General features: G+C 69.9%; 20 protein-coding genes and 1 tRNA gene. 13 read left to right on the plus strand and 8 right to left on the minus strand.

From position 1 onward, the window contains the following. Positions 1–4 precede the first annotated feature (4 nt). Complete coding sequence (locus tag B4V04_RS16100; RefSeq protein ID WP_498232727.1) at positions 5–763, minus strand: topoisomerase DNA-binding C4 zinc finger domain-containing protein; 759 nt, start codon at positions 761–763, stop codon at positions 5–7. 130 nt (positions 764–893) lie between these two features. Here B4V04_RS16100 and B4V04_RS16105 point away from each other — a divergent pair, with 130 nt between their 5' ends. Next, positions 894–2,243: a putative ATP-dependent zinc protease gene (locus tag B4V04_RS16105; protein ID WP_498232728.1), complete on the plus strand. Its 1,350-nt coding sequence runs from the start codon at positions 894–896 to the stop codon at positions 2,241–2,243. 1 nt (position 2,244) lies between these two features. Here the strand turns inward: B4V04_RS16105 and B4V04_RS16110 are convergent, their stop codons facing one another. After that, positions 2,245–4,587, minus strand: coding sequence for a DEAD/DEAH box helicase (locus B4V04_RS16110; RefSeq protein ID WP_498232826.1), 2,343 nt, complete (start codon positions 4,585–4,587; stop codon positions 2,245–2,247). Positions 4,588–4,815: 228 nt separating this feature from the next. Here B4V04_RS16110 and B4V04_RS16115 point away from each other — a divergent pair, with 228 nt between their 5' ends. The 8 genes from B4V04_RS16115 (at position 4,816) to B4V04_RS16150 (ending at position 13,021) form a co-directional block, all read left to right on the plus strand. Continuing rightward, on the plus strand, positions 4,816–5,178 hold the full coding sequence (locus B4V04_RS16115) for a TRAM domain-containing protein (RefSeq protein WP_498232729.1): 363 nt from the start codon (positions 4,816–4,818) through the stop codon (positions 5,176–5,178). A 94-nt stretch (positions 5,179–5,272) separates the two neighbouring features. Continuing rightward, positions 5,273–9,316 (plus strand): LAGLIDADG family homing endonuclease, encoded by a 4,044-nt coding sequence (locus B4V04_RS16120; RefSeq protein ID WP_498232730.1) that lies wholly within the window; start codon positions 5,273–5,275, stop codon positions 9,314–9,316. Then, positions 9,317–9,643: a DUF7854 family protein gene (locus B4V04_RS16125; protein ID WP_144798227.1), complete on the plus strand. Its 327-nt coding sequence runs from the start codon at positions 9,317–9,319 to the stop codon at positions 9,641–9,643. A gap of 39 nt (positions 9,644–9,682) precedes the next feature. After that, positions 9,683–10,021, plus strand: a complete 339-nt coding sequence (locus tag B4V04_RS16130; RefSeq protein WP_498232731.1) for a DUF7855 family protein — start codon at positions 9,683–9,685, stop codon at positions 10,019–10,021. Beyond that, positions 10,018–10,791 (plus strand): DUF7856 family protein, encoded by a 774-nt coding sequence (locus B4V04_RS16135; RefSeq protein ID WP_498232732.1) that lies wholly within the window; start codon positions 10,018–10,020, stop codon positions 10,789–10,791. Before B4V04_RS16130 ends, B4V04_RS16135 begins: the two co-directional genes overlap by 4 nt. Positions 10,792–10,843: 52 nt before the next feature. Next, positions 10,844–11,611, plus strand: a complete 768-nt coding sequence (locus B4V04_RS16140) for a DUF7857 domain-containing protein (RefSeq protein WP_498232733.1) — start codon at positions 10,844–10,846, stop codon at positions 11,609–11,611. Continuing rightward, on the plus strand, positions 11,608–12,258 hold the full coding sequence (locus tag B4V04_RS16145) for a nucleotide-binding protein (protein WP_498232734.1): 651 nt from the start codon (positions 11,608–11,610) through the stop codon (positions 12,256–12,258). Before B4V04_RS16140 ends, B4V04_RS16145 begins: the two co-directional genes overlap by 4 nt. Before the next feature lie 61 nt (positions 12,259–12,319). Next, entirely contained in the window at positions 12,320–13,021 is a 702-nt protein-coding gene (locus B4V04_RS16150) for a peptidase (RefSeq protein WP_498232735.1), read from the plus strand. A 24-nt stretch (positions 13,022–13,045) separates the two neighbouring features. Here B4V04_RS16150 and B4V04_RS16155 read toward each other — a convergent pair whose 3' ends face one another. Beyond that, the gene (locus B4V04_RS16155; RefSeq protein WP_498232736.1) at positions 13,046–13,351 is read right to left on the minus strand and encodes a HalOD1 output domain-containing protein; all 306 of its coding nucleotides are present in this window, start codon (positions 13,349–13,351) and stop codon (positions 13,046–13,048) included. Positions 13,352–13,758: 407 nt separating this feature from the next. Between B4V04_RS16155 and pheS the strand changes: the two genes are divergently transcribed. Together pheS and pheT are read left to right on the plus strand one after the other, a co-directional pair. Next, positions 13,759–15,267 carry a phenylalanine--tRNA ligase subunit alpha gene (gene pheS, locus B4V04_RS16160; protein ID WP_498232827.1) on the plus strand — a complete coding sequence of 503 codons (1,509 nt, stop codon included), beginning with the start codon at positions 13,759–13,761 and terminating at the stop codon, positions 15,265–15,267. Continuing rightward, on the plus strand, positions 15,267–17,003 hold the full coding sequence (gene pheT, locus B4V04_RS16165; protein ID WP_498232737.1) for a phenylalanine--tRNA ligase subunit beta: 1,737 nt from the start codon (positions 15,267–15,269) through the stop codon (positions 17,001–17,003). Before pheS ends, pheT begins: the two co-directional genes overlap by 1 nt. 432 nt (positions 17,004–17,435) lie before the next feature. On the opposite strand, the gene B4V04_RS16170 is transcribed toward pheT, so the two are convergent. Continuing rightward, positions 17,436–18,578: an aminopeptidase gene (locus B4V04_RS16170; protein WP_498232738.1), complete on the minus strand. Its 1,143-nt coding sequence runs from the start codon at positions 18,576–18,578 to the stop codon at positions 17,436–17,438. A 190-nt stretch (positions 18,579–18,768) separates the two neighbouring features. On the opposite strand from B4V04_RS16170, the gene arsN2 reads away from it, so the two are divergent. Beyond that, a complete protein-coding gene (gene arsN2, locus B4V04_RS16175) occupies positions 18,769–19,212 on the plus strand; it encodes an arsenic resistance N-acetyltransferase ArsN2 (protein WP_498232739.1) in 444 nt (147 codons plus the stop codon). 20 nt (positions 19,213–19,232) lie between these two features. On the opposite strand, the gene pepF is transcribed toward arsN2, so the two are convergent. From pepF to B4V04_RS16190, 3 genes are all read right to left on the minus strand, one after another. After that, positions 19,233–21,032, minus strand: a complete 1,800-nt coding sequence (gene pepF, locus B4V04_RS16180; protein WP_498232740.1) for an oligoendopeptidase F — start codon at positions 21,030–21,032, stop codon at positions 19,233–19,235. A 131-nt stretch (positions 21,033–21,163) separates the two neighbouring features. After that, entirely contained in the window at positions 21,164–21,637 is a 474-nt protein-coding gene (gene rimI / locus B4V04_RS16185) for a ribosomal protein S18-alanine N-acetyltransferase (protein WP_498232741.1), read from the minus strand. An 89-nt stretch (positions 21,638–21,726) separates the two neighbouring features. Next, a complete protein-coding gene (locus B4V04_RS16190; protein WP_498232828.1) occupies positions 21,727–23,277 on the minus strand; it encodes a PAS domain-containing protein in 1,551 nt (516 codons plus the stop codon). Positions 23,278–23,599: 322 nt separating this feature from the next. On the opposite strand from B4V04_RS16190, the gene B4V04_RS16195 reads away from it, so the two are divergent. After that, positions 23,600–23,672: transfer RNA gene (locus B4V04_RS16195), tRNA-Arg, on the plus strand. A 783-nt stretch (positions 23,673–24,455) separates the two neighbouring features. On the opposite strand, the gene B4V04_RS16200 is transcribed toward B4V04_RS16195, so the two are convergent. Beyond that, entirely contained in the window at positions 24,456–25,745 is a 1,290-nt protein-coding gene (locus B4V04_RS16200; protein ID WP_498232742.1) for an amidase, read from the minus strand. Positions 25,746–25,816 lie beyond the last annotated feature (71 nt).

Raw genomic sequence — 25,816 nt, forward strand, 5'->3', positions numbered from 1 at the left:
TTCGCTATTTTCCCTCGCCCGGTGCGTGTCCCCCGTACTCACAGGTCCCGTCGAGGCAATCGCGGCCGGTCGCCGTCTCGAACACCGGAAGCCCGCAGTCGCACTCGTCGACGACGACGCCCGAGGGGATCGAGAACGTCGTCTCGCAGTCGGGGTAGCGCTCGCAGCCGAGGTAGACGCGGCCGGGCGCGGAGTTGACGGTGAGTTCTCCGTCGCAGTCGGGACAGTCCCAGACGCGGTCGAACCGGTCGCTGACGGCCGCCTCCATCGGGTCACACGCGGGGTCCAGACAGAGGTGGAACGGCTCGCCGCGCTCGACTCTGATCTTCGGCAGCCCGCAGTCGTCGCAGACCCCGTCGGTGACGCTCGCGCCCGCCGGGAGCCCCCACCGCTCCTCGCAGTCGAGACAGACCACGTCGCCGCGCGAGCGCACGAGCGGCCCGCCGTCCGCCGGGCAGGTGCCGACCGGAATTCCGGCCTCCGTGACCGGGAGGGCGCGGCCCGCGGTCGCCTCCTCGGCGACGATCCGGAGCCGTCGAGTCCCCTCGCGGGCGGTGACGGAGAAGCCGTCGCCGTCGCCCTCGACGACGACCGAGTCGGGACGGGTGAGCCACGCGACCGGCTGGTAGCCGTCGGCGTCGTGGACGAGCGTGGTGTCGTCCGGCTTGATCAGGACGACGACGCGCCCCCGGTGGGTCCGGGAGCGGTCGCCGCGCTCGGTCACTCGACAGTCGCCGGCGAACACGCGGAGTCGTTCGGGCATGCCGCGGGGTTGCCTCGTTTTCCGATTTAAGCGGCGGGCGACGAGGGCGGGCCGCGAGCGACCGGTCCGCGTTCCTCGGACGGGGGAATTATGTGATTAACTTAACAAGATCGTTTCCGTAATCACACACATGAGCGAGGCCTCTGGTGCGGGCCCGTCGGAAACAGCGGAGTCAGCGCCTCCCGTTCGGGTCGGAGTGTTGAGCTTCCACAACAGCAAAGAGACGAAGGCGATCCTCAACGCCGTTCAGGCGTTGGGACACGACCCGGTCTGGCTCCGCGAGGAGAACACCAGGTCGTGGATCGAGGCCGGAGACCTCCGGTTCGACCCCGACGTGGACGTCGTCGCGAACCGACTGCTGATGACGAAGTCCGTCCAGCCACTGGACGACATCGGGATCGCGACGGGCTACACCGCTTCGCGTCCCGTGTTGAACCCGCCGGCCGTCGTCGTCCGAGCCCTGCATAAGTACGGCGTCGCGGCGACGCTCACCGCCGCCGGCATCCGCGTTCCGGACGCGTACATCGCGTTCAGCCATCGGACGATCAACGAGGGCAACCCTCTCACGAGCGAGAAAGCGGTCCACAAGTCCGCGATCGGGACGAACGGAGACCGGATGGCGGTCGTCGGCGCGGACGACGTCGTCGCGCCGCACATCGCTCGCCGGCGGGCGTTCCTCCAGGAGTTCATCGACACCGGCACGGAGCGGCCGTTCGACGTCCGTGCGTACGTCGTCGGCGACCGCGTCGTCGCCGCGATGAAACGGTACGCGCCGTCGGACGAGTGGCGCACGAACGTCGCCGTCGGCGGCGAAGTCGAGGATTTCACCACCGACCTCCCCGAGGAAGCGGCGCGGCTCTCACGGGAGGCGGCGGACGTGCTCGACCTCGACTACGCCGGCGTGGACCTGCTGTGTCGCGACGACGCGTGGTACGTCCTCGAAGTGAACGTGACGGCGGGGTTCAAAGGACTGTTCGAGGCGACTGGGATCAGCCCCGCACCGTACATCGCCGCACTCGCGATCGAGCGAGGCGGCGGCGGCGTCGACTCCGACCGCGTCACGTCACTCGCGGCGGTCCTGGACGACTCGGTCCCGGAGTGTAAGCCGTCGCTCGATCCGGAGCCGGAGGAGCGGACGACGATCGGCTACACCGAACGCGTGACGGTGAGTGCGGGCCAGCGGGCGGTCGACGTGGTCGCCAAATCTGACACCGGCGCCGGGCGAACGAGCATCGACTTCGACGTCGCCGCGGAGATCGGCGCGGGTCCGATCGTCGGCACGGTCCACGTGAAATCCGGGTCGCGAGCCGGGCGGCAGAAGCGGCCGCTCGTCGAGATCGACCTGAAGATCGGGAACCGCTGGCAGACCGTGACGGCGAGCATCGAGAACCGAAACCACATGACCTACCCCGTGCTCCTCGGTCGAGACGTCCTCGACGGACGCCACGTGGACGTCACGAAGCGGGAGCGCGAGGAGTGACCTACGTCACCCGAACCGTCCGCGTCGCCCGGACGGGCATCAGCGGCAGGTCGGGGAAGACGACCTCGACGACGAACTCCAGCTCGTCGGCGTCGGGGGGGCCGAAGACGCCGACCGGGACCGTCGTCTCGCCGTCGAGGTACGTCGTCGTCGCCGTCATCTCCACGTCGTTGACGGTGACCCGGATCCCAGTGCGGGCGCGCCCGGAGACGGTCGAGACCGCGACCTCGCACATCTCGTTTTCGCCGACGGCGACGGCCTCGGGGAAGTCGCCCCAGTCGACGTCGATCCGGGGGCAGTCGCGGGCGGCGTCGACGATCCGCTCGGCGACGGAGCCGCTCATGCCGGCGTTCTCCAGCGCGCCCGCGCCGGCGTCGACGACGGCGGCGGGGGAGGTGAGCCCGGCGTCCGCGAGCCGCTCCGCGCGGCCGGAGCCGACCCCGTCGATCGCGGTGAGCGCGACCGCTTCGCGGGAGACCCCGTGCTCGACGCGCGCCTCGACGCGGCACGCGAGGTTCGCGGCGCGCGGGCCGGCGAACCGGTCGAGGAACTCGGAGAGCGCGGCCAGCAGGCGGAGCGCGTTCTGCCGGATCACCCACGCGTCCGAGCGCAGGTCCGAGGGGATCGCGTCGGCCATCCCGGCGAGCAGGATGGCGAACACCTTCCGGTGACCGTCCTCGAGGTCGGTGTCGTGGCCGTCGAGGATGCGGTCGATCGCGTCCGCCTCGGCCGACCGCGCCGACACCGAGTCGAACTCGCCGGCCGACGCGACCGTCTCTAAGATCCGGTCGACCGTCAGCGTCTCGCGGTCGGCGAGCCGCCGGAAGCGACGGGCGGTGTCCAAGCGGAGGTAGTACTTCGAGGCGAGACGGCCGAGCCCCGTCGGCTCGATCGCGAGGTCGTCGTCGGCCGCGACGAAGCCGTCGTCGACGAGCGAGTCGAGGGTGTCGCGCACGCGGTCGCGGAGGGTGCCGAAGTCGTACTCGTCCGGCTTCGACTCCGCGCGGACGTAGTAGAAGGTGGTCTCCAACCACGCCATCACGTCCTCGAGCCCGCGGATCGTCCCCATCGCGATCTCCGCGTTGAGGTGCGACTCGAGTTCGGCGGCGAGCCGGGACTCGATCTCTTTGCCCTCGCGCAGCAGCTCTCGGTACTTGTCGGCGTCCGCGCGGTCGCAGACCACCCAGCCGTATCCCACGTCGTCGTAGCCGGGGCGCCCGGCGCGACCGAGCATCTGGAGCACGTCCAGCGGCGAGATGTCCGTCTCGCCCTCCAGCGGGTCGTGGTACTTCGTGTCGCGGATGACGACGCAGCGCGCCGGGAGGTTCACTCCCCACGCCAGCGTCGACGTCGAGAAGAGGAGCTTGATCTTCCCCTGTTTGAACCACTCCTCCACGCGGTCGCGGTCCCCCTTCCCGAGCCCGGCGTGGTGGAAGCCGACGCCGTCGGTGACCGACTGGCGGAGCGTGTCGTTGGTGAGCTCCTTGGCCTCGTTGTGGAAGTCGTAGTCGCCCCGGGAGTCGATCGGGATGTCGCGGTCGGTGATCTCGTCGCGCGCCTTCTTGGCGGCCTGCACCGTGTCCTGCCGCGAGGAGACGAACACGAGCGCCTGCCCGTCCTCGCGGACGTGCGGCTCGGCCAGGTCGAGCGCGCGGTAGAGCCGCCGGTACTTGTCGGCGAAGGCGTTCGAGCCGTGCGAGTACGTCTTCACGCCCGTTTCCAGGTCGACGGGGCGGTACTCGTCGCCGAACTCGTAGGTCGTCTCCGCGGGCGCGTCGAGCCACTCGGCGACGTCCCCGACGTTCGGCATCGTCGCCGAGAGCGCGACGACGCGCGGGTCCTGGAGGCGGCGGAGCCGCGAGACGGTCACCTCCAGCACCGCGCCGCGCTTCTCCGAGTCGAGCAGGTGGACCTCGTCGATGACGACGCAGTCGACGTCGGTGACGAACGAGTAGCGCGCGGAGTCGTGTTTGCGGGTCGCGCTGTCGGCCTTCTCGGGGGTCGTCACGAGCACGTCCGCGCGCTCGGCGCGGCGGGGGTTGAGGTCGCGCTCGCCGGAGACGACGTAGACGGAGTAGCCGAGCTCCTCGAAGCGCTCCCACTCGCTCTCCTTCTCGTTGGTGAGCGCGCGGAGGGGGGCGATAAAGAGGGCGGTGCCGCCCTCTGAGAGCGTCTTACAGATAGCGAGCTCGGCGAGCGCGGTCTTGCCCGAGGCCGTCGGCGCGGAGGCGACGACGTTGTGGTCCGTCTCCCAGATACCCGGGAGCGCCTCGCGTTGCATCCGATTGAACTCCTCGAAGCCGAACGCGTCGGCGAACTCCGGCACCGCGTCCGCGACCTTCACGCCGCACCACGCCCGCGGGCGAGTCGACGGCGACCGAGCGTTGTTCGCATCACGTCGAGACGGGGGCTCCAGCGCAAAGGCGTTTCTCATGTGGGCGGCGGTCGGCCGGGCGTTGCCGCCGAGCGCATTCGGCCGGGCGTGTCGACTGAGCATGGTCGACCGGGTGCGTCGACTGAGCGTGGTCACCGGACCCCGTGCGTTTACGTGACCGCGGGCCGACCGACCGGTATGATACCGTCGGACCCGATCGTCGTCGGAGCCGCGGCCGTGATCGCCCTGCTCGTCCTGTTGGGCCTGTTCCGTCGCCTGCGGGGGCCCTCGGGCGAGGCGCGGGAGTCGAAGCGCGCTCACGACGCCGCGCAGGAGCGCGAGCCGCCGGTCGAGATCGGCGAGACGTACGAGTTCGGCGTCACCGAGCTCACCGATCACCACTCGGGCGGGGAGGTCGCCGTCGGCAAGGTCGAGGGGTTCGTCGTCTTCGCCGAGGACATCCCGAGCGGCCTCTCCGAGGGCGACGTGATCCGCGCGAAGGTGCTCTCGTTCAACGAGGGGCGCACCTCGGCCGACGCGACGTTCGTGACGAAGGCGTAACGGGGCCGCGTTCGGGAGGCGAACGAGCCCCGTCGCGATCCACCTTCACTCCGAACATGAGGTTCATACGTGATGGCGACGAAGGGGTTTCGTAATGGCTCAGGCCGGGAATCAGGACCTCACGGAGCGGTTCATTCAGTTCTACCGCAACTACTACCGCGAGGAGATCGGCACCCTCGCGCAGCGATACCCCAACGAACAGCGCTCCCTCTACGTCGACTACGACGATCTGTTCCAGTTCGACCGCGACCTCGCCGAGGACTTCCGCACGAAGCCGGACCAGATGCGCGAGTACGCCGAGGAGGCGCTGCGACTCTACGACCTCCCCGCCGACGTCAGCCTCGGACGCGCGCACGTCCGGATCGAGAACCTCCCCGAGAGCATCGACATCCGCGGCATCCGCGTCCACGACGACCACATCGGCAAGCTCGTCTCCGTCAAGGGGATCGTCCGCAAGGCGACCGACGTCCGCCCGAAGGTGACGGAGGCCGCCTTCGAGTGCCAGCGCTGCGGCACGATGACGTACATCCCGCAGAGCGACGGCGGCTTCCAGGAGCCCCACGAGTGTCAGGGCTGCGAGCGACAGGGCCCGTTCCGCGTCAACTTCGACCAGTCGGAGTTCATCGACTCCCAGAAGCTCCGGATCCAGGAGTCGCCCGAGGGGCTCCGCGGCGGCGAGACGCCCCAGTCGCTCGACGTCGACATCGTCGACGACATCACCGGCAAGGTGAGCCCCGGCGACCACGTCACCTGCGTCGGCGTCCTCCACATCGAGCAGGTCGAGCAGGGCAACGAGAAGTCCGCCATCTTCGACCTCTACATGGACGGCGTCTCCATCTCCATCGAGGACGAGGAGTTCGAGGACATGGACATCACCGAAGAGGACAAACGCGAGATCATCGAACTCTCCAACCGCGACGACATCTACGAGGCGATGGTCGGTTCCATCGCGCCCGCCATCTACGGCTACGAGGAGGAGAAGCTCGCGATGATCCTCCAGCTCTTTTCCGGCGTCACCAAACACCTCCCCGACGGCTCGCGGATCCGGGGCGACCTGCACATGCTCCTGATCGGAGATCCGGGTACAGGGAAGAGTCAGATGATCAGTTATGTCGAGAATATTGCTCCGAGATCAGTTTATACCTCGGGGAAAGGATCATCTGCTGCAGGACTCACGGCTGCAGCTGTAAGAGACGACTTCGGCGACGGCCAGCAGTGGTCGCTCGAAGCCGGCGCGCTCGTGCTCGCCGACAAGGGGATCGCCGCGGTCGACGAGCTGGACAAGATGGACTGCGTCACGGGCGACACGCTGGTCACGCTCGCGGACGGGCGCGTGGAACGTATCGAGGAGCTGGCGCGAGAGGCCGCCGAAGACGGCGATATCGAGGAGCTCTCGAACGGCCGACGAATCCGCGACGTCGACCTCGACGTCTGGACGATGGACGAAGACGGGCGGCTGGTCGAGCGTCCCGTCACCGCGGTCCACGAGTACGACGCGCCGTCGGAGCTGACGCGGGTGACGATGGAGACCGGAGAGTCGCTGACTGCGACGGCCGATCACCCGTTCTTCGTCCTCGACGACGGCGAGCGCGTCGAGCGCGAGGCGGCCACGCTCGACGCGGGCGACTGGGTGTACGTCCCCCGCGAGATTCCGGCGAAAGCGACGGACGGCGCGGGAGCGGTGGCGGCTGCAGGCGGTAGTATCGACGCCGAACCCGTCGATGACGGCAGAGGAGTCGACGCCGCGATGGCGAGCGTCCTCGGGTACCTCTCGGGCGACGGGAACGTCTACTACGACCGCGAGGAGGGCGTCTACGGCGTTCGGTTCACCAACACCGACGAGGAACTGCTGGCCGACTTCGAGCGGACGGCGCGGGAGGCGTTCGGTGCAGAACCGACTCGCCCCCCGAGCGAGAGTCGGGAAGGCGGCGTCGAGACCGTCCGCGTCACTGGAAAAGAGCACGCCGACGCCGTCCTCGACGCGGGCATGAACCTCGGTCGATACGACGAGAAATGCTTCCCGACACATGTTTCGACGGGAAGCCGCGCGGCGAAGGCCGCGTTCGTCCGTGCGCTCGCCGACAGCGAGGGCCACGTCGACGAGTCGGCGGGCAACGTTCGGATAGCGTCGGCGAGCCGGGATCTACTCCGAGGCACGCGTACCCTCCTCTTACAGTTCGGCGTGTCGAGCCAGCTCCAACACCGCGAACGAAGCGGGGGCCGAGACGTGTACTACCTCACGGTGACCGACGCCGACTCGCTCGCGGCGTTCCGCCGCGCTATCGGATTCACCGCCACCCGAAAGGCGGAGGCGCTCGACCGAGTGGTCGAGGCCGCCGACGGCGACCGTACAATTCTCGACGTAATTCCGGAGGTCGACGACGAATTGACGCGGTGTCGCGAACCGCTTCGGCTTCACCAGAGCGAGTGCGGGCTCGACGCGGTCACGTATCACGACTTCGAGAGCGGAACCGCGAACGTGTCGCTCCATCGAGCGCGCCGGATACTCGCCGCATTCGAAGACAGACTGGAGGCGGCGGCCGAGGACCGTCGCGCGCTCGACGGAGAACCGGCGTGGGAAATCCTCGCCGAGATACGCGAGCGGTACCACGTCTCTCAGTCCGAACTCGCCGAGGGAACGGCGTTGTCACAACAGCAGATCTCCCGCGGATGGGGCGAGAGCGACGACGTTCGTCGGCTGATAACCGATCGACTCCGGGAGATTCTCGCCGATGTCGAGGAAACCGATCTCGGCGACCTCCGCGAGTTCGTCGGGGGCGACGTGAAGTGGCGCCGCGTCGAATCGGTCGAAACCGTGCCGCCGGAGTCGACCGAACACCGCGGCGGGGTGCTCCGGCAGCGTCTCGCCGACGTCATCGGCGGGCCGGTCGAAACCGCAGAGCGGCGGGCTCGCGAGCTGCTCGACCGGGGTCAGGTCGGCGAAACGCGGGCGGAACTGTCGGCGGCGCTCGACGCGTACGGCGTCAGTCAGGCCGACGTGGCCTCGTCGCTCGACGTTGATCAAGCGACCGTGTCGCGGTGGCTGTCCGGGACCGTCGAGACCGACAGGCTCGGCGATCTCCACGAAGCGATCGGAGCCGAAGTCGACGCCGTCAACGACGAACTGCGCTCGCTCCTGGCTCGGATCGAGGACGGGCGGCGACCGAGGGTGTACGACTTGACCGTCGACGAGACGCACAATTTCGTCGCGAACGGCCTCGTTGTTCACAACTCCTCCGACCGCTCCGCGATGCACGAGGGCCTCGAACAACAGAAGATCTCCGTCTCGAAGGCGGGGATCAACGCGACGCTGAAGGCGCGCTGTTCCCTCCTCGGCGCCGCGAACCCGAAGTACGGCCGGTTCGACCAGTACGAGCCGATCGGCGAGCAGATCGACCTCGAACCCGCGCTCATCTCGCGGTTCGACCTGATCTTCACGGTGACGGACAGCCCGGACCCGGAACACGACTCCCGGCTGGCGAAACACATCATCAAGACGAACTACGCCGGCGAGCTCAACACCCAGCGCGAGGAGCTGGCGAGTTCGGAGTTCACCTCGGACCAGGTGGCGGAGGTCACCCAGGAGGTCGCGCCGGAGATCGACGCCGAGCTGCTCCGGAAGTACATCGCCCACGCGAAGCGCTCCTGTTACCCGACGATGACGGAGGAGGCGAAGGAGCTCATCGAGGAGTTCTACGTCGACCTGCGCTCGAAGGGCGCCGACGAGGACGCCCCCGTTCCCGTCACCGCCCGGAAGCTGGAGGCGATGGTGCGGCTCGCGGAGGCGAGCGCGCGGCTCCGGCTCTCGGACACCGTCGAGCGCGAGGACGCCGACCGCGCGACCGACATCGTCGAGTCCTGTCTGAAGGACATCGGCGTCGACCCCGAGACGGGGCAGTTCGACGCCGACGTCGTCGAGACGGGCACCTCCAAGAGCCAGCGCGACCGCATCAAGAACATCAAGGGACTCATCGCGGACATCGAGGAGGAGTATCAGGAGGGCGCGCCGGTCGAGGAGGTGCTCGACCGCGCCGGCGAGATCGGGATGGACCCCGGGAAGGCCGAACAGGAGATCGAGAAGCTCCGCACGAAGGGCGAGGTGTACGAGCCGAAGCAGGGCCACCTGCGGACGACGTAGATGGACCGCATCTCAGCGATACGGAACGTCGAGGACGCCCTGCGCGCGTTCGAGAACGGCGACGCCGACCTCGCCGACACGGAGCGGCGGGTGGCGGCGGTGCTCCGGACGTACGCCACGGAGTTCGACGGCGACGACGACGTGTTCCGCGCGGTCGGCGACGACCCTGTCGACGGGCGGATCGTCGTGGCGCCCTCGGCGCCGGCCGCCCGCGAACGCGTGCTCGCGCTTTCCGGGATCGACGCGAACGAGTTCGACGATCTGACAGACCTCGAAAACGACGCAGTCCCCGACTTCGAGGTCGAACGAGTAGTCGATCCGGAGTAGTTCGGAACCGATAAGTTCGACCCTCGATCAGCCGCGTCCGTGCTGCTGATCGTGACGTATTCGGAGGCGGCCCGCACCGGCCTCCGAAACCTGTGTCGACGCCACGAGGAGTCGGTCGTCCGGCGGTTCGGGCGGGCGGCGCTGCTCGAGGCGACGGAGTACGCCGCGTTCCTCGCCGTGCGGCTCCGGGAGTCGCACGGCGGCGACGTCCAGATCGAGCGGACGGAGCCGTTCAACGAGTTCGCCGCGCTCGACGAGTCGGTCCGCGAGGCGGCGAACGCGTACGCGAATCGAGAGGCGGCGGCGACGCCGTACGCCGCGTTCGCGGCCGGGACGGACCATCCCGACCCGGAGCGACTGAAGGGCGAGGAGCTGTGACCGGGGCGTCGGAGACCGGAGTGCGACCGGTCCCCGCGCCCGCGACGGTGCTCTGCCGGGTGCCGACCGGGACCAGCCTCCGACGGGAGATCGCGGCGGCGGCCCGGTCGCGCGGGCGCGAGTCGTCGGTGCGCGACGAGCTCGGTCGGCTCCGCGACGAGATCGCGGCGATCGAGTTCGAATCGGTCGACCTCGCCGCGGCCCGGCGGCGAGTCGCGGCGGCGAGCGGCGAAGAAGAACGGCTGAAAGAGCGCGTCGCGGCGCTCCGCGGCGACGTTCGGGCGCGGCGGGCCGTCGAGGCGGAGACCGACGAGACGCTCGGCGATCTCGAGTCCGCCGCGGCGGAGCTCTCGACCGCGCAGACGGAGCGGATCGCGGCCGAACAGGCGCTCGAACGGGCCCGCGAGCGGGCCGCCCGCGCCCGCGACGAGCGGGAGCGACGGCTCGAACTCGAAGACCGGCTCCGGAATCGCCGGCGAGAGGCGCGACGCGAGCTCGCGACCGAGGCGTATCCGGCGTTTCGAGACGCTCTCGACGCGGTCCCCGGCGGCGCCCCGCCGCGGGCCGGGGCGGGACCGTCGGCGTACGACGGGCCGCGACTCGCCGCGTCGCTCGCGGCGGTTCGGATGGCCGACCTGAACGCGCCGGTCACGCTCGGCGTCGAGGCCGCGCGTTGGCTCGCTCGGTACAGCTCGATCTCACCGGAAGCGGTACTCGACGCGGCAGTCGCTCGTCCGGGCCCCGTACCGGAGATCGCACCCGACCCGTGAGCGACGTCTGCGCCGGGGCGACGTTTAAATCGGATGCCGCGGCAGCCGGCGTATGGATCTCTCGTGGACCGTCGACCGGGCGGGCGACGCGTCGCTGGTGCGCTGTCGGGTGCGCAACGGCGAGGCCGTCCCGCGCCGCGTGCGAGTCGAGAGCCGATTCGACGCCCCGGTGCTGCCGCCGCGACGCGGCGGCGTCCCGGCAGACGGATGGGACGCGACCGGGGTGACGCTGCGGGTCGATCCGGGCGAGCGGATCGGGTTCGGCTTCGCGGTCCCGGCGCCACCCGTCGATCCGCCGGTCGAAATCGCCGGCGTCGAGCCGGTCAATTCGGAGGCAACCGCCCGCGGAACCGCCGGCCTCACCGGCGACGGCGGGGACGCCGAGCCGACGCCGGCCGACGCGCTCCGCGAACTCGACGAATACCGGCCGCCACGGGCGGCGATCGACGGGGATCGCGAGGCCGACGGCCGCCCCGAAGACACCGCCCCGGTCGGAGACGCTCGCGGTTCCGACGGCGAGCGCGACGATGCCCGGAGCGACGCCGGCGGATCCGGACGGTCGGCTCCCGGCTCGGTCGACGACCGGTTCGCCGCGGTCGAGGCCCGGGTCGAGCGGGCGGAGCGACTGACCGACGCCGACGTGGCGACGGCGACCGAGATAGTCGCGGACGCGGGCGGCGTCGACGCGCTCGCCGACCTCGCCGACCGGCTCGACGCCGACGAGGAGCTCCTCCGAGCGGTGAGCGAGCGCGCGGCGTCGCTGGCGGAGCGCGCGGACGCGACGGACGTCCCGATCGACGCGCTGGAGCGGCTCGCGTGATCCTCGCAGTCGCCGGAGGGAAGGGCGGCGTCGGGAAGACGACGCTCGCGTACAACGTCGCCGCCGCGCTCGACGCGGTCGTCGTCGACGCGGACCTCGGCATGGCCGACCTCCCCGGCGGCCGGGGTCCGGACCTCCACGACGTGCTCGCCGGGCGCGCCGACCCGACGGAAACGGTTCGGGCCGGCCCGGTCGACGTCGTCCCTTGCGGGCGGACGCTCGCCGGCGCCCGCGCCTGCGACCTCTCGGAGCTGGGTGCGGCAATGGCCGCGATCGAGCGAGAGCGCGGCGTCGTCGTCCTCGACTGCCCGGCCGGTCGGCGGGCGGACGCCGGCGTCCCGCTCGCGGTCGCGGACGCGTGCCTGCTGGTCGTCTCGCCGCGGGCGTTCGCGCTGGCCGACGCGATCCGGACCCGAGAGCTCGCCCGCGAGCTCGACGCCGGGCTCGTCGGCTGCGCCGTCAACCGGGTGACCGAGGAGCCGCCGACCGAAGCGATCGCCGACGCGCTGGGCGCGCCCGCGGCGGTGGTCCCGGCGGATCCGCGGGTCGGGCGCTCCGTCGCCGCGGAGCGGCCGGTCGTCGGCGCCGCGCCCGAGAGCGACGCCGCGCGGGCGGTCAGGAACCTGGCCGGGCGGGTCCCCCGTTGACGGGGCGCCGGGTGCGGGGCGTATCGGGTCGTTTTATTCGGTCCGGGACGGAGGGGCAGCCATGCTCACGGTCGCGTTCCTCGTCGGCGTCGCCGTCGTCGCCTTCCTCGCGGTCGAAGTCGGACCCTTGTACGCGGCCGACCGCTTCCGCGACCTGCGGGAGCCGACGCCCGAGGAGCGGGCGCGGCTCGCCTCGCTCCGCGAGACCGCCGGCCTCGACGTGGAACGGGTCGCGATCGAGACCGGCGACGAGGAGATCGCCGGCGAGGCGGCGACCGGCGCGGACGGATCGGGGATCGGCCGGGTCGACGTCGGCGTCCGCGGCCCGCCCGGCAGGCGGGTCCTGTTCGTCACGGAGAGCGTGCTCGACGACCTCGACGAGGACGTCGCGCTCGGCCTCCTCGCGGCCGAGGCGGGTCGCGTCGAGACGTACTACGGCGAGTTCCGCGCGGTCGCGATCGCGGCGGTGCTCGCGGTGTTGGCGGCGATCGTGACGGTTACGGTGCCGTTTCAGGCCGGCTTCGCGTCGCTCGTCGCCGTGGGGGTCGCCGCGTTCTGGGTCGGCCGGCGGGTGCAGTACGCGGCGGACGACCGCGCCGCGGACGCCGTCGGCGCGGGACGCGTCGCCGACGCCTTCGAGCGCGTCGCCGCGATTCGGGGGGTCGAGCCCGAGACGGGCGACTGGTCGACGTGGTTCGAGGTGCAGCCGCCGCTCGGCGACCGGATCGCGGCGCTTCGAGAACGGACGGAAGACGGGAGCTGAGGGGGGCGAACCGCTCGGCGGTTCCTACTCGGTAACTCGCGCGACGGCCTCGTCGTCGTCGACCCGGACGTCGTACTCGGCGACGGAAAACGAGAGGGAGACCCCGCCGTCCGCGCGGTGCTCGACGAGCGCGTCGAGCGCGTCGAGGTCGACGTGGTCGTACAGGACGATGTCGGCCTCGTCGGCGAGCCCGTCGGGGGCGACCCCGACGAGGTCGGCGACCGCCTCGACGACAGCTCGGCTCGCCGGTCGGTCGTCGCAGCCGTGGGCGACCCGGACCGGTCCGGGACGCGAGGCGGCGTCGGAAGCGCTTGTCGGAACACTGCTCATACCCCTCTCGTCGCCGAACCAGTATATAAACACTCGCCGTCGTTAATCAGAAACGATAATTCAAACGGATCGACGGATCGGCCGACCGGAGCGAAACGGTTAACGGCTCGCGTGCGTCAGGGGATCGCATGGCACTCGAACGCGCCACGACTGGTATCGCCCGGAGAGCCGCCGGCGACGCGTTCGGGTTCTTTTTTAACTGACCGGCGCGCGGCGGACCCGCCCCGCGATCGGGCGGCGAAACCGCGCGGTTCGGCGGTCGGGACGGTCACGCGGGAGCCGAAGCCGCCCCGTGCCGTCCCGCGAGTGCGACGTGCCGGAACCGTTGCCGGCGACGTGCCGGAACCGTTGCCGGCGACGTGCCGGAACCGTTACCAACCAGCCACACGCGTATGGATACAACTCGAATGCGACTCCCGGAACGACAGCTCGCGGTCCTCGAGGCCGCGAGCGCGACGGACGAACGGACGATAGACGAGATCGCGGCGGAGGCGGGGCTGAAGTCCGAGACGGTCGTCGGCGCCGCCTTCGACCTCCGCGACGAGGGGCTGCTCTCGGTGACCGAACGCGCCGCCGAGACGCTGTATCTCACCGACGAGGGACGGCGCTACGTCGGCGACGGGCTTCCCGAGACGCGGCTCTACGGGGCCGGGCTCGCGCTCGACGCCGACGAGGCACCGGTCTCGATGGGACGGGTCATCGGCGAGGCCGACCTCGACGGCCCCGAGGTCGACATCGCGCTCTCGAACTTCGCGCGGAAGGGGTTCGGCTCGATCGACTCGGGAGAGCTCCGGGTCGACCCCGACGCCGACCCCGACGCCGACCCGGAGGCGGCAGCGCTCGCGGCGCTCGCCGACGGCGACGAGCCCGCGGTCGACGAGGCGGTACTCGAACAGCTCGACTCCCGCGGGCTCGTCGTCCGCGGCGAGTCGGTGACTCGGTCCGTGACGCTCACCGAGGAGGGCGTCGACGCGCTGATGACGGGCGTCGAAGCGACCGAGACCGTCTCGGAGCTCACGCCGGAGCTGCTCGCCAGCGGCGAGTGGCGCGACGTGGAGTTCTCCGAGTACAACGTCGAGGCGGACGCCCCGACGACGCGCGGCGGGCGGAAACACGTGCTCCGCCGGACCGCCGACCGCGTGAAGGACGTCCTCGTCGGGATGGGATTCCAGGAGATGGAGGGCCCCCACGCCGACAGCGACTTCTGGATCAACGACTGCCTGTTCATGCCGCAGGACCACCCGGCACGGACCCACTGGGACCGGTTCGCGCTGGACGTCGACCCGATGGACGAGATCCCCGAGGAGCTGATCCGGCGGGTCGAGTCGGCCCACCGGGAGGGGTGGGGCGATGACGGCGACGGCTACCACTCGCCGTGGTCCGAGGAGTTCGCCCGCGAGGTCGCCCTCCGGGGCCACACCACCTCGCTGTCGATGCGGTACCTCTCGGGGATCGCGGGCGCGGAGCTGGAACCCCCGCAGCGCTACTTCTCTGTCGAGAAGGTGTACCGCAACGACACGCTCGACCCGACGCACCTCCTCGAGTTCTTCCAGATCGAGGGGTGGGTGATGGCCGAGGACCTCTCGGTGCGCGACCTGATGGGCACCTTCGAGGAGTTCTACCGGCAGTTCGGCATCACGGACATCCGGTTCAAACCCCACTACAACCCGTACACGGAGCCCTCCTTCGAGCTGTTCGGCGAACACCCCGAGACCGGCGAGGAGATCGAGATCGGGAACTCGGGCGTCTTCCGCGAGGAGGTCACCGGCCCGCTCGGCGTCGACTGCGACGTGATGGCGTGGGGGCTCGCCCTCGAACGACTCGCGATGTTGACGACGGGCGCGGAGGACATCCGCGACCTCCACGGGACGCTGGCTGACATCGAGTTCCTGCGGGACGCGGAGGTGAGCTACTGATGCCCGTCGTCGACATCGACACCGACGAGCTGCGCGGGCTCACCGGCCGCACCGACACGAGCGACGCGGAGTTCAAGGAGGACCTGTTCGGGCTCGGCCTGGAGTTCGAGGGGGAGACCGACGACGGGCTCCTCCAGTTCGAGTTCGCGCCCGACCGGCTCGACCGCCTCTCGGTCGAGGGGGTCGCGCGCTCGCTGCGCTACCACTACGGCGACGACCGCGGCGTCTACGTCCCCGAGACGAACGACCCCGAGTGGACGATCGAGGTCGACGAGTCGGTGCCGGACGAGCGCCCCTACGTGACGGGGGCCGTGATCCGGGGCGTCGACCTCGACGAGGGCGCACTCGACTCGCTGATCCAGCTCCAGGAGAAGCTCCACGCGACGATGGGCCGCGGCCGCGCGAAGGGCGCGATCGGGATCCACGACCTCGCGATGGTGAAGGGCGCGCCCCTACAGGAGGGCGCGGAGCCGTCGATCACCTACCGCGGAGTCGCGCCCGAGGGCGACACGTTCGTCCCGCTGGACGCGAACGACGAGCTCACGCCCGCCGCGGTGCTTGAGGAGCACGACACGGGGCGAACCTACGCCGACCTCGTCGCGGACCTCGACCGCTACCCCGCGATCTACGACGAGCTCGGCCTCTTCTCGTTCCCGCCCGTCATCAACGGGAAGCGGACCGAGGTGACGACGGGCTCGCGCGAGCTGTTCGTCGAGCTCACCGGCACCGACCAGTGGACGATCGACCGGATGTGCAACATCGTCTGCTACGCGCTCTCCGCCCGCGGCGCGACGGTCGAGGAGGTGGAAGTGAACTACGCCGACGGCGCGACCGCTCCCGACGAGTACGGCGCGGAGCTCGTCAGACCGAACTTCGACACCGACGAGAAGTCCGTGAGCCACGACCGGATCGAGACGCTACTCGGCGTCGGCTTCGAGCCGGAGGAGGTCGTCGACTGCTTCGAGCGCGCCGGCCTCGACGCCTCCTACACCCTCGACGGGGACGTCACCTACGAGGTGGAAATTCCGCCGTACCGCGTCGACGTGCTTCACCCGCTCGACCTGGTCGACGACGTGGGCCGGGCGTACGGCTTCGACGAGCTGGAGCCGCGCTACCCCGACGTGGGGACCGTCGGCGGGCGCCACGAGCGCTCTCGGCTGGAGGACGCGGTCCGGACGAGCCTCGTCGGGCTCGGCTTCGAGGACCTGCTCAACTTCCACATGACGAGCGGCACCGAGAACTACGATCGGATGAACGTGGAGCCGGGAACCGCCGTCCTCGGCGGCGGCGACCCCGTCGAGATCTCGGAGCCGTACAGCGAGGAGTACACCCAGCTCCGCACGTGGGCGCTCCCCTCGCTCGTCATGCTGTTGGAGCGGAACACCCACAACGCCTACCCGCAGGACGTCGCGGAGGTCGGCTTCGTCGCCGAGCGCGACGACGCCGAGAACACGAACGTCGCCGAGCGCCGCCGCGTCGCCGGCGCGGTCGCCCGGCGAGACGCCTCCTACGAGGCCGCGAAGGGCCGCCTGCAGGCGGTGTGCGACGACTTCGGCGCGGAGCTGGCGACGCCCCGCACCGAGCACCCGTCGTTCATCGACGGCCGGACCGCCGCGGTCGAGATCGACGGCGAGCGGGTCGGTGTGATCGGCGAGGTGCACCCCGCGGTCCTCGTCGAACACGACCTGGAGGTCCCGGTGGCCGCTTTCGAGTTCGATCTCGACGCGCTGCGGTAATACGGAAGCGGACCTGAGGTCGCAGTCGGGCGTTTATGCGTCGTTTTCGGAGGCCGTCGCGGTCGTGTAGACGTCGACCGTGAACACCGCCAAAGCCACAGCCGCTCGGTACTACGTGATCGCTGAATCTGCGACGAACACCGCCAAAGCCCCAGCCGCGACGACTCGCGCGGCTTGCTGCGCTCCTCGCTCGCGGTGCTCGCTGCGGTGCTTACTGCGCCGGGCTTCGTCCTCGCGGCTGCCCCTTTGAGTCCCACCCGACCGCAACCGCACCGCAACCTCACGCCTCCCCAACCTCGTCGGTCGCCTGCGGCGACCGACTCCCTCGCACGCGCTGACTCGCGGCCGCCGGGGGCGGCCGCTCGCAGGCGCGCGCCACCGCACCGCCTGCGATTATTTAAATACCGTATCGCTGTCGGAGATTCCTCCCGATCAGCCCTCGAATTCCTCCTCCCACCGGAACGTCCCGTCCCGCTGGACGACCTCGCCGTCTACCTCCATCCGAGAGCGCTCGCTCACGTCGCTTATCATGTCGACGTGGACCGCGCTATCGTTGCCCGACTCGCCCTCGGGGAGGCAGGCGTCGTAGGCGCGGCCGACCGCCATGTGGACCGTGTCGCCCATCTTCTCGTCGAAGAGGATCGAGTCGGTGAACCGGTCGATCCCGCGGTTCATCCCGATCCCGAGCTCGCCGAGCCGCCGGGCGCCCGCGTCGGTGTCGAGCACGCCCGCGAGCGCCTCCTCGCCGGTCTCGGCCGCGAAGTCGACGACCTCGCCCGCCTCGAAGACGAGGTGCACGTCCCGGACGCGGGTCGCGTCGATCGTCATCGGCACGTCGAAGAACGCCTCCCCCTCGGTGTCGTACGGGGCGGTGAACACCTCACCGCTCGGGAGGTTGTGGGAGTCGTACGCCACGGAGGCGGCGGAGTTGACCGCGGTGCGGCCCGCGACCGACATCGTCACGTCGGTATCGGGCGCGTCGTCGCGCTCGGTGACGATCCGGACCTCCTCGCCCGCGTCGAGAATGGCCTTCATCTCCGACATCTCCGCCGCGAGCGCCTCCCAGTCGCGGAGGACCGCGTCGTAGACGAAGTCGCGGTACTCCTCGTACGCCATCCCGGCCTGCTGGGCGAGGCTCCGGGTGGGGTGGACCGTCGACACCCAGTCGGTGTCCATCCGGGCCTCCCGGACCCCCTTCCGCGCCTTCGCGTACGCCTGTCGCGTCTCGCGCGCCACGTCTGCGGTTGCGGTGGTGTTGCGGCCGCCCCCGATCCGGAGGTAGGCGTCGGCGGCCTCGAAGATCGCGCGGTCGACCGCCGGGTCGTCGTCGAAGTCGGGGATCGCGTCGGGGTCTTCGGCTGCCCTCGCTTCGGCGCCCTTCAGATACGCCCGGGAGAGCTCGTCGGAGCCGTACAGCGTCGTGACGGTCGCCCCGCGCTCGCCGAGCGCCTCGGCGACGGCGACCCCGAGGTCGTGGGCGTCCTCGGCGACGCTGACGACGACGTCGTCCCCGGCCTCGACCCGCGCGCTCCAGTCGACGAGCACCGCGGCGTGCTCGCGTACGCGTTCGTCCATGGTCCGTGGGTGGCGGGCGAGCGGTAAATCGGTGCCGGGAAGCGGGCGAGGAGGGGGAACGATCCGGCGGGCGACCGCCGGATCCGAGCGGGGAACGCGACCGACCGAGACCGCCTTCGAATCCGCAGTCGCCCAAACCCGCGCCGTACCCTGGTGAGGCTATTAGGGGATTCGGCCCGTGATCCGAGATATGGACGGAGCATCGGTACGCCTCCGCCGAGCGGACGCGGCCGACCTCTCGTACGTCGAGGAGCGACTCGAGGCGAACGGGTTGCCGTCGCGGGACGTGCGGTCGAAGCCCGACTGCTTCTACGTCGGCTACGACGGAGCCGAGCGCGTCGGCGTCGCGGGCGTCGAGCGCTACGGGAGCGACGGCCTCCTCCGGTCGGTCGTCGTCGAGGAGGACGAACGCGACCGAGGGTACGGAACGGCGCTCTGCGCGGCGGTGGAAGCGAGGGCCGCGTCCGGCGGCGTCGACGCGCTGTATCTGCTGACCACGACCGCGGCCGACTTCTTCGCCGACCGGGAGTACGCGGAGATCGATCGGGACGCCGCTCCGGAGGCGATCCGACGAACGACGGAGTTCGACGAGCTCTGCCCCGCCTCGGCCGCCTGTATGACGAAGTCCCTGTAGCGTCGACCCGCGCGAGCGGGTTACTCCAGGTCGAGCAGCGTCGCGATCTCGTCGAGGTAGTCGTCGTAGATCCCGACGGCGGCCTCGATCGGGGCCGGCGACGCCATGTCGATGCCCGCGAGCTCGACGACGTTCAGGGGGTAGTCGGAGCCGCCGGCCTGCAGCATCTCGCGGTAGTCGGCGGCGGCGGGCTCGCCCTCGTCGAGGACGCGCTCGACGATCGCGGCGGCCGCGGAGATGCCGGTCGCGTACTGGTAGACGTAGAAGTTGTAGTAGAAGTGCGGGATCCGCTCCCACTCGCGCTCGACGCCGCCGGTCAGGTCGGCGGGCGCGTAGTAGTCGCCCTTCAGGTCGGCGTAGATCTCGTCGAAGGCGTCGGGGGTGAGCGCGTCGCCGGCCTCCACGCGCTCGTGGATCCGCTGCTCGAACGTCGCGAACATCGTCTGCCGGAAGAGGGTCGAGCGGAAGCGCTCGAGGTACTCGTCGAGCACGTGCGTCCGCAACTCGTCGTCCTCGACGGTGTCGAGCAGGTGATGGGTGAGCAGCGTCTCGTTGACCGTGGAGGCGATCTCCGCGACGAAGATCTCGTAGCTCGCGTCGTGCCACGGCTGCGCGTCGCCCGCGAGCTCGGAGTGCATCGAGTGGCCGAGCTCGTGGGCCAGCGTGAACATCGAGGCGATGTCGTCCTGGTAGTTCATCATGATGTACGGCTGCGTGTCGTAGGTCCCGGAGGAGAACGCGCCGGAGCGCTTCCCGCGGTTCTCGTACACGTCGACCCACCGCGAGTCGAGCCCCTCGGCCATCCGCTCTTGGTACGCCTCGCCGAGCGGCGCGACCGCCTCGATCACCCACTCGACCGCCTGGTCGTACTCGACGTCGGGACCCTGGTCGCCCGTCAGCGACATGTAGAGGTCGTGGCTCTCGAGTCGGTCGACGCCGAGGGCCAGCTCCTTCAGCTCGGCGTGGCGGTGGAGCACGTCGAGGTTGTCGTCGACGGTGTCGACGAGGGTGTCGTACACCTCAACGGGGACGTTCGAGCCGTCGAGCGCGGCCGCGCGGGCGCTGTCGTAGCCGCGGATCTCGGCGCTCGTCGCGTGCTCGCGGACCGCCTTCTCGAGCGCGGTGCCGACCGCGTTGCGGACGTCCGCCCACTGCTCGTAGAACGTCTCGTGGACGCGGCGGCGGAAGTCGCGATCCGGGTTCGTCTGGAGCTTCGTGAAGTTCGACTGCGTGATCTCCACCTCCTCGCCGTCGGGGTCCTCGACGACGCCGTAAGTCATGTCGGCGTTCGTCAGCATCGAGTAGATCTCGCTCGGGGCGTCGGTGACCTCCGAGAGGTCGGCGAGCACCTCCTCGACCTCCGCCGAGCGCGTGTGTTCTTTCATCCGCAACACGTCGTCGAGGTAGTGCTCGTACGTCTCCAGCGCGGGCTCGCGCTCGAGGAACTCCGCGACCGCCGACTCGCTGAGCGACTGCAGCTCGGGCTCGAGATACGAGACCGCGCTCGACGCCTCGGAGCTGAGCGAGGACGCCCGCGCCGACATCGCCTGGTACTCCTGGTTCCGCGTGTCCTCGGCGCTGCGGAGGCGGGCGTACGTCGTCACCTGCTGGAGCTCCCGGAAGATCTCCTCGCGGAGCTCGAGCAGCTCCAGCAGGGTCGCGGCGTCCTCGGCGACGCGCCCCTCGTAGTCGCGCAGCTCGTCGATACGGTCGGCGACCGTCTCGTAGGCCGCCTCCCACGTCTCGTCGTCCTCGTAGACGCCCTGGAGGTCCCACTTGTACGCCTCGTCGATCTCCGCTCGCTCGGGAACCGAACTCATACCGTACGGTTTGCGCCCCGAGCACTAAGAGTTGTCAAAAGCGGAACCCCGATCAAAACCGGAGCGGCAGTCAAAAGCGACCCCTCGCGGCGGAGCGACCGTCGCCGAGCGGTCAGTCCCCCGCCGAGCGGTCAGTCCCCCGACGCCCACTCGGCGAGGTCGACGACGAGCACGATCGCGTCCTCCCCGTCCCGGTAGTAGTTGGTGACGCGACGGACCGGCTCGAACCCCTCGTCCGCGTACAGCGACCGGGCGACCGCGTTGCTCTCGCGGACCTCCAGGCGCACGACCGCGACGCCGACGCCACGGAGTCGGGCGAGCGCCGACCGGAGCAGCCCGCGGCCGAGCCCTTCCCCCCGCGCGTCCGGGTGGACCGCGAGGTCCTTGACGTGGCCGATGTCGCGGCCGTGGTTCGGCGTCGAGTCCGCGACGACGTAGCCGACGACCCCGCCGGTGCGCTCGGCGACGAGGAACGCGGGCTCGTCGAGCAGCCGCTCGAAGGCGTCGTACGGCCACGGGTCCGAGAAGCACGCCCGCTCGATCCGCACCACTCCGAGCAGGTCCGCGCGCTCGACCCGGCGGATCGCGGCGTCGACGGGGGTCACGGGCGGGGTTAGGAGGCGGGAGGAATAAACGCGACGGGGCGGCGGTGCGGCGGTGCGACGCGGGTGCGCCCCGAACGCTCCGGAGGCGGTCAGCCGTCGATCCACGGCTCCGTCGCCGCGACCGCGTCCGGACCGGGCGCCTCGACGACGAAGCAGGCGCCGTCCGGCCGCGACACGCGAGGCGGGAGGTCGAGCGCGCTTGCTTCCGGACGGAGCTCGATCGACCAGCCGTGGGACTCGACGACCTCGCGGACGATGTCGAGACCGTATCCCGTCCCGTCGGCGCTGGTCGTGAAGCCGGGGTCGAAGACGTCCTCGCGGTGGTCGGGGGCGATCCCGGAGCCGTCGTCGGCGATGACGACCCCCTCGCCGGTCGCGCTCACGACGACCGTGAGGTCGGCGTCGGCCTCGCAGGCGTGTTCGACCGCGTTGCGGAAGAGGTTCTCCAGCGCCTGCCGCAGGCGCCCGCGGTCGCCGCGGACCCGGGCGTCGGCGCCGACGACGAGGGTCGCGTCGTCGCTGCCGGCCGTCGCCCACGCCTCGCGGACGACCCCCGCGAGGTCGAACTCGGTCGGCTCGTCGATCCCCGACCCCTGCCGGGCGAGCGTCAGCAGCTCGGAGACGAGCTGGTCGATCCGGTCGGCCGCGCGCTCGCCCCGCTCCAGCGGGTCGGTGTCCTCTTTCAGCCGCGCCATCTCCATCGACCCGCGGATCACGGACAGGGGGTTCCGGAGGTCGTGCGAGACGATGCCGGCGAACCGGTCGAGCCGCTCGTTGCGGTCGGTGAGCCGGCGCTCGCGCGCCTTGCGCTCGCTCACGTCCCGGGAGTTGATGAGGAGCGTCCCGACCGCGGCGTCGTCGGGCAGCGAGCGCGTCCGCGACTCTAGCCAGACCCAGTCGCCGTCGGCGGTGCGGTACCGGTACTCCAGGGTCGGCGCCGCCTCCGGGTCGTCGAGGGCGCGGTAGAACCGCTCCGTCACGCGCTCGCGGTCGTCCGGGTGGACGTACCCGAGCGGCGACCGGCCGACCGTCGACCCCTGCTCGTAGCCGAGCACCTCCTCGACGGACGGGCTCTCGTATCGGACCCGCCCGTCCGCGTCGACGACGGTGACGAGGTCGGTACCGTACTCGAGGAACTGGCGGAACCGCTCCGGGAAGGCGCGATCGACGTCGACGCGGCGCGCGGTGACGACGCGGCCCCCGAACTCCGGCGCGAGCTCCTCGTCGACGACGGACTCGACCCAGACGAAGCCGCCGCTCGCGTGGCGGAGCCGGTGGGTGACGGTCCGGTGGGTCGCGACCGCGGAGAGCGCGTCGGAGACGGGATCGCGGTCGTTCGGGTGGACGTGCTCCAGCAGGTCGTCGCCGAGGAGCGCCTCGCGCTCGACGCCGAGCACCGCGGGCACCGACGGGCCCGCGAACAGCACCTCGCCGTCGACGGCGACCGCCGCGACGAAGCGGTCCGAGCCGCGGTCGACCGCGGCCGCCCGGTCCGCCGCCTCGGGAGTGACGTCGGCCGCCGAATCGAAACTCGACCCCCCGTCGGTGGTCGACCGGCGCTTCGCCGGGGGCCGTCGCTCGTCGTCACGAGCGGAGCCGCTCCGCGGGGCGGACGGTCGATCGCTGGGACGAAGGGTCACGTTGGTTCTGTCCACGCTACGGACGGACGGGTATAAATCTCCACGCTGTGAATATCAACCGAGATAATTAACGGCCGGATCTGGAGACGGCGAGGCAGCGACCGGAGACTCACGAGCGGTAACGCCGGCAGTGGTCGCCGAGGTCACGTGAGCCGACTGCGGGACCAACGAGGAGACACGCGACGAGTTCGAGCGGTAGACGGATCTCGGGGGCGGAGACGGTGTCGGTGCGGATCCGAGCGAAGACGGGTGGCCGCCGTCGAGCGGTCCCGACGCCCCGAGTCAGAAGCGTTAAACGCGCGCCGCGGATATCCGGTCGTGAGGGCGCGTAGCTCAGCGGACAGAGCACTTGGTTCCGGACCAAGATGCCGCGGGTTCAAATCCCGTCGCGCCCGTCACACAACCTCTTCCCGTGGATACATAGCAAACCACCCGACAGCGTCGAGATCGCCGATATTTCGGGTTCATTTTGGGGGGTGATTTCGTCACGCTCCGTGACGACGGTCGCCGCCGTCTGTCGATTCGAAAAGAACCGAATCGGAATTCACGTTAGTGATTGGGGTCGAGTGGCACTTCGAGAAGAGAATAGGGTTCGAAATGGCACTGAACATCAATGGGGTCGAGTAGATCCGAGACTAGACGACCTGAAGTAACTCAAAGCCGATTCTACCTGTGGTTTGAGCCCGGTTAGCGCGCCTCCATAATTTGGGGTTAGGTAGACCTCAGTTGCTGATTGATCCGCCCCGGAGTAGTGCCCCGGGACGTTCTCGCACGTGGCACAGAGCCATCTCACAGCGATTCCCCTGCGTCACAGTGAAAACCACGTGATCATCAACGGATCCTAGTGATTGTCATCAACGGGTCCCAGTGAGTGATCGCTCACCCCAGCGTTGTCTGATCTAGTGACCCCTCGGCCATACTCATCCGGGAAGAGCGCCGGGCCCACGGTGTGGCTCGCCGAGGAGTTCCGGCCGGACACCGGAGCGTGTTCGAACGGTTGAACGAACCCGGGCCGAAAGGGGGCGAGGTTCTTCGAGACCAGACCCCGCGTGATACGTATCGAAGGGTCCGATCGGTGTAGTCTCTACCTCTCTCAGTAAATCGCTCGTCCCGCGACCGTTTTGGCGGCCACGTCGACCCCGTCTGTCGAGGTGTACCGCCGTTCTAGTGGAGATCGTCTATAGGCTGTCGGCGATATCGTGTGCCCACGCGAGCAGGCTCTCGTCGTCGCCGAACGGCGCGGCACACTGGAGGCCGAGCGGTAAACCGTCGTCGGTCGTCCCAGCCGGGAGGCCGACGGTCGGCAGTCCGGCGTGCGTCCACGGAAGGTTCATGACGGGGTCGCCCGTGGCATCGATTCCCTCAGGGGCCGGGCCGGGAGCCGACGGCGAGATCCAGAGGTCGATCCCTGCATCGTGCATCCGGTCGTGTAGCGCCGCACGGAGTCGGCGGCGACTCCGACGGGCGGCGGCGACATCGGCGGTCGACACCTCACGTCCCTCTCGGAGGAGTTCGACCGAGGTGTCGGCGTACCCCCCCGGATACTCCCCATACCACTCCTCGTGAGTGAGTGCGAATTCTGCGGCAACGAGGCGATTGTGCCGGGAATTAATGCCGTCGATGTCCTCGAATGCGTCGATCCGCTCAACGTCGTATCCCGCGCGTTCGAGCCGCGAAACGTGTTCCTCGAAAGATTTCAGTCCGAGATCGCTCGCCTGCCGAAGGTAGGGTCCCTCGGGGACGCCGAGCGTCGGGCGGTCACGCGGTGCTGGCAGCGGTCGCCACTCGTCACAGAGCAGTGCCGCGCCGACCGCAGCGCCCGCGGTGTCCTGCGTGAAGAACCCGATATGGTCAACCGAGGGCGTACAGGGAATCACGCCGTCGGTGGAAATCCGACCGAAACTCGGCTTCACCCCGACGATACCACAGAACGCCGCCGGACGGGTCACCGACCCGATAGTCTGCGTGCCGAACGCGAACGGACAGAGCCCGGCCGCGACGGCCGCCGCCGATCCGCTCGACGACCCGCCGGGAGTATGGGCCGGATCGTGCGGGTTTCGGGTAGGACCGGGTTCGAAGTAAGCGAACTCGGCCGTGACCGTCTTGCCGAGAACCAGCGCTCCCGCCTCGCGGAGGGTCCGCACTGCCGTCGACTCCTCGCCGGCCAACGCCTCGGGCGGGACGTCCGACCCCGCCCGAGTCGGAAGTCCGTCGACGTGGAAGATATCCTTCACACCGATGGGAACACCGTACAGTGGCGGTCGGGTCGAGGGCTCCGGGAACCGGGATTGGAGGTCTGCTGCAGCCGCCCGGAGTCGACTCCACCGATCCTCCTCAAGGACGAGCGATTCGATATTGGGTTCGACCGCGTCGACCCGGGACTCGACGGTATCGAGATACTCGTCGACGCTGACCCGGTCTCGACGCAGGTCGTCTATCGTCGTGGCCAGCGGTGCGTCGTGAATCACTATTCCGCGGTGTTCTCCTTCATTCAATTAATATGTTGTGGCGCCGGCGAAGCGGCGTCGCGGGACCGCTA

It is taken from the genome of Halorubrum sp. B52, from assembly GCF_059752555.1.

Bases quoted from the DNA above. Each gene is read 5' to 3' on its own strand.
- pheS (WP_498232827.1), top strand. From the start codon at position 13,759: ATGCGACTCCCGGAACGACAGCTCGCGGTCCTCGAGGCCGCGAGCGCG.
- B4V04_RS16105 (WP_498232728.1), top strand. From the start codon at position 894: ATGAGCGAGGCCTCTGGTGCGGGCCCGTCGGAAACAGCGGAGTCAGCG.
- B4V04_RS16125 (WP_144798227.1), top strand. From the start codon at position 9,317: ATGGACCGCATCTCAGCGATACGGAACGTCGAGGACGCCCTGCGCGCG.
- pheT (WP_498232737.1), top strand. From the start codon at position 15,267: ATGCCCGTCGTCGACATCGACACCGACGAGCTGCGCGGGCTCACCGGC.
- B4V04_RS16100 (WP_498232727.1), bottom strand. From the start codon at position 763: ATGCCCGAACGACTCCGCGTGTTCGCCGGCGACTGTCGAGTGACCGAG.
- B4V04_RS16155 (WP_498232736.1), bottom strand. From the start codon at position 13,351: ATGAGCAGTGTTCCGACAAGCGCTTCCGACGCCGCCTCGCGTCCCGGA.
- arsN2 (WP_498232739.1), top strand. From the start codon at position 18,769: ATGGACGGAGCATCGGTACGCCTCCGCCGAGCGGACGCGGCCGACCTC.
- B4V04_RS16170 (WP_498232738.1), bottom strand. From the start codon at position 18,578: ATGGACGAACGCGTACGCGAGCACGCCGCGGTGCTCGTCGACTGGAGC.
- B4V04_RS16115 (WP_498232729.1), top strand. From the start codon at position 4,816: ATGATACCGTCGGACCCGATCGTCGTCGGAGCCGCGGCCGTGATCGCC.
- B4V04_RS16140 (WP_498232733.1), top strand. From the start codon at position 10,844: ATGGATCTCTCGTGGACCGTCGACCGGGCGGGCGACGCGTCGCTGGTG.
- pepF (WP_498232740.1), bottom strand. From the start codon at position 21,032: ATGAGTTCGGTTCCCGAGCGAGCGGAGATCGACGAGGCGTACAAGTGG.
- B4V04_RS16150 (WP_498232735.1), top strand. From the start codon at position 12,320: ATGCTCACGGTCGCGTTCCTCGTCGGCGTCGCCGTCGTCGCCTTCCTC.
- B4V04_RS16120 (WP_498232730.1), top strand. From the start codon at position 5,273: ATGGCTCAGGCCGGGAATCAGGACCTCACGGAGCGGTTCATTCAGTTC.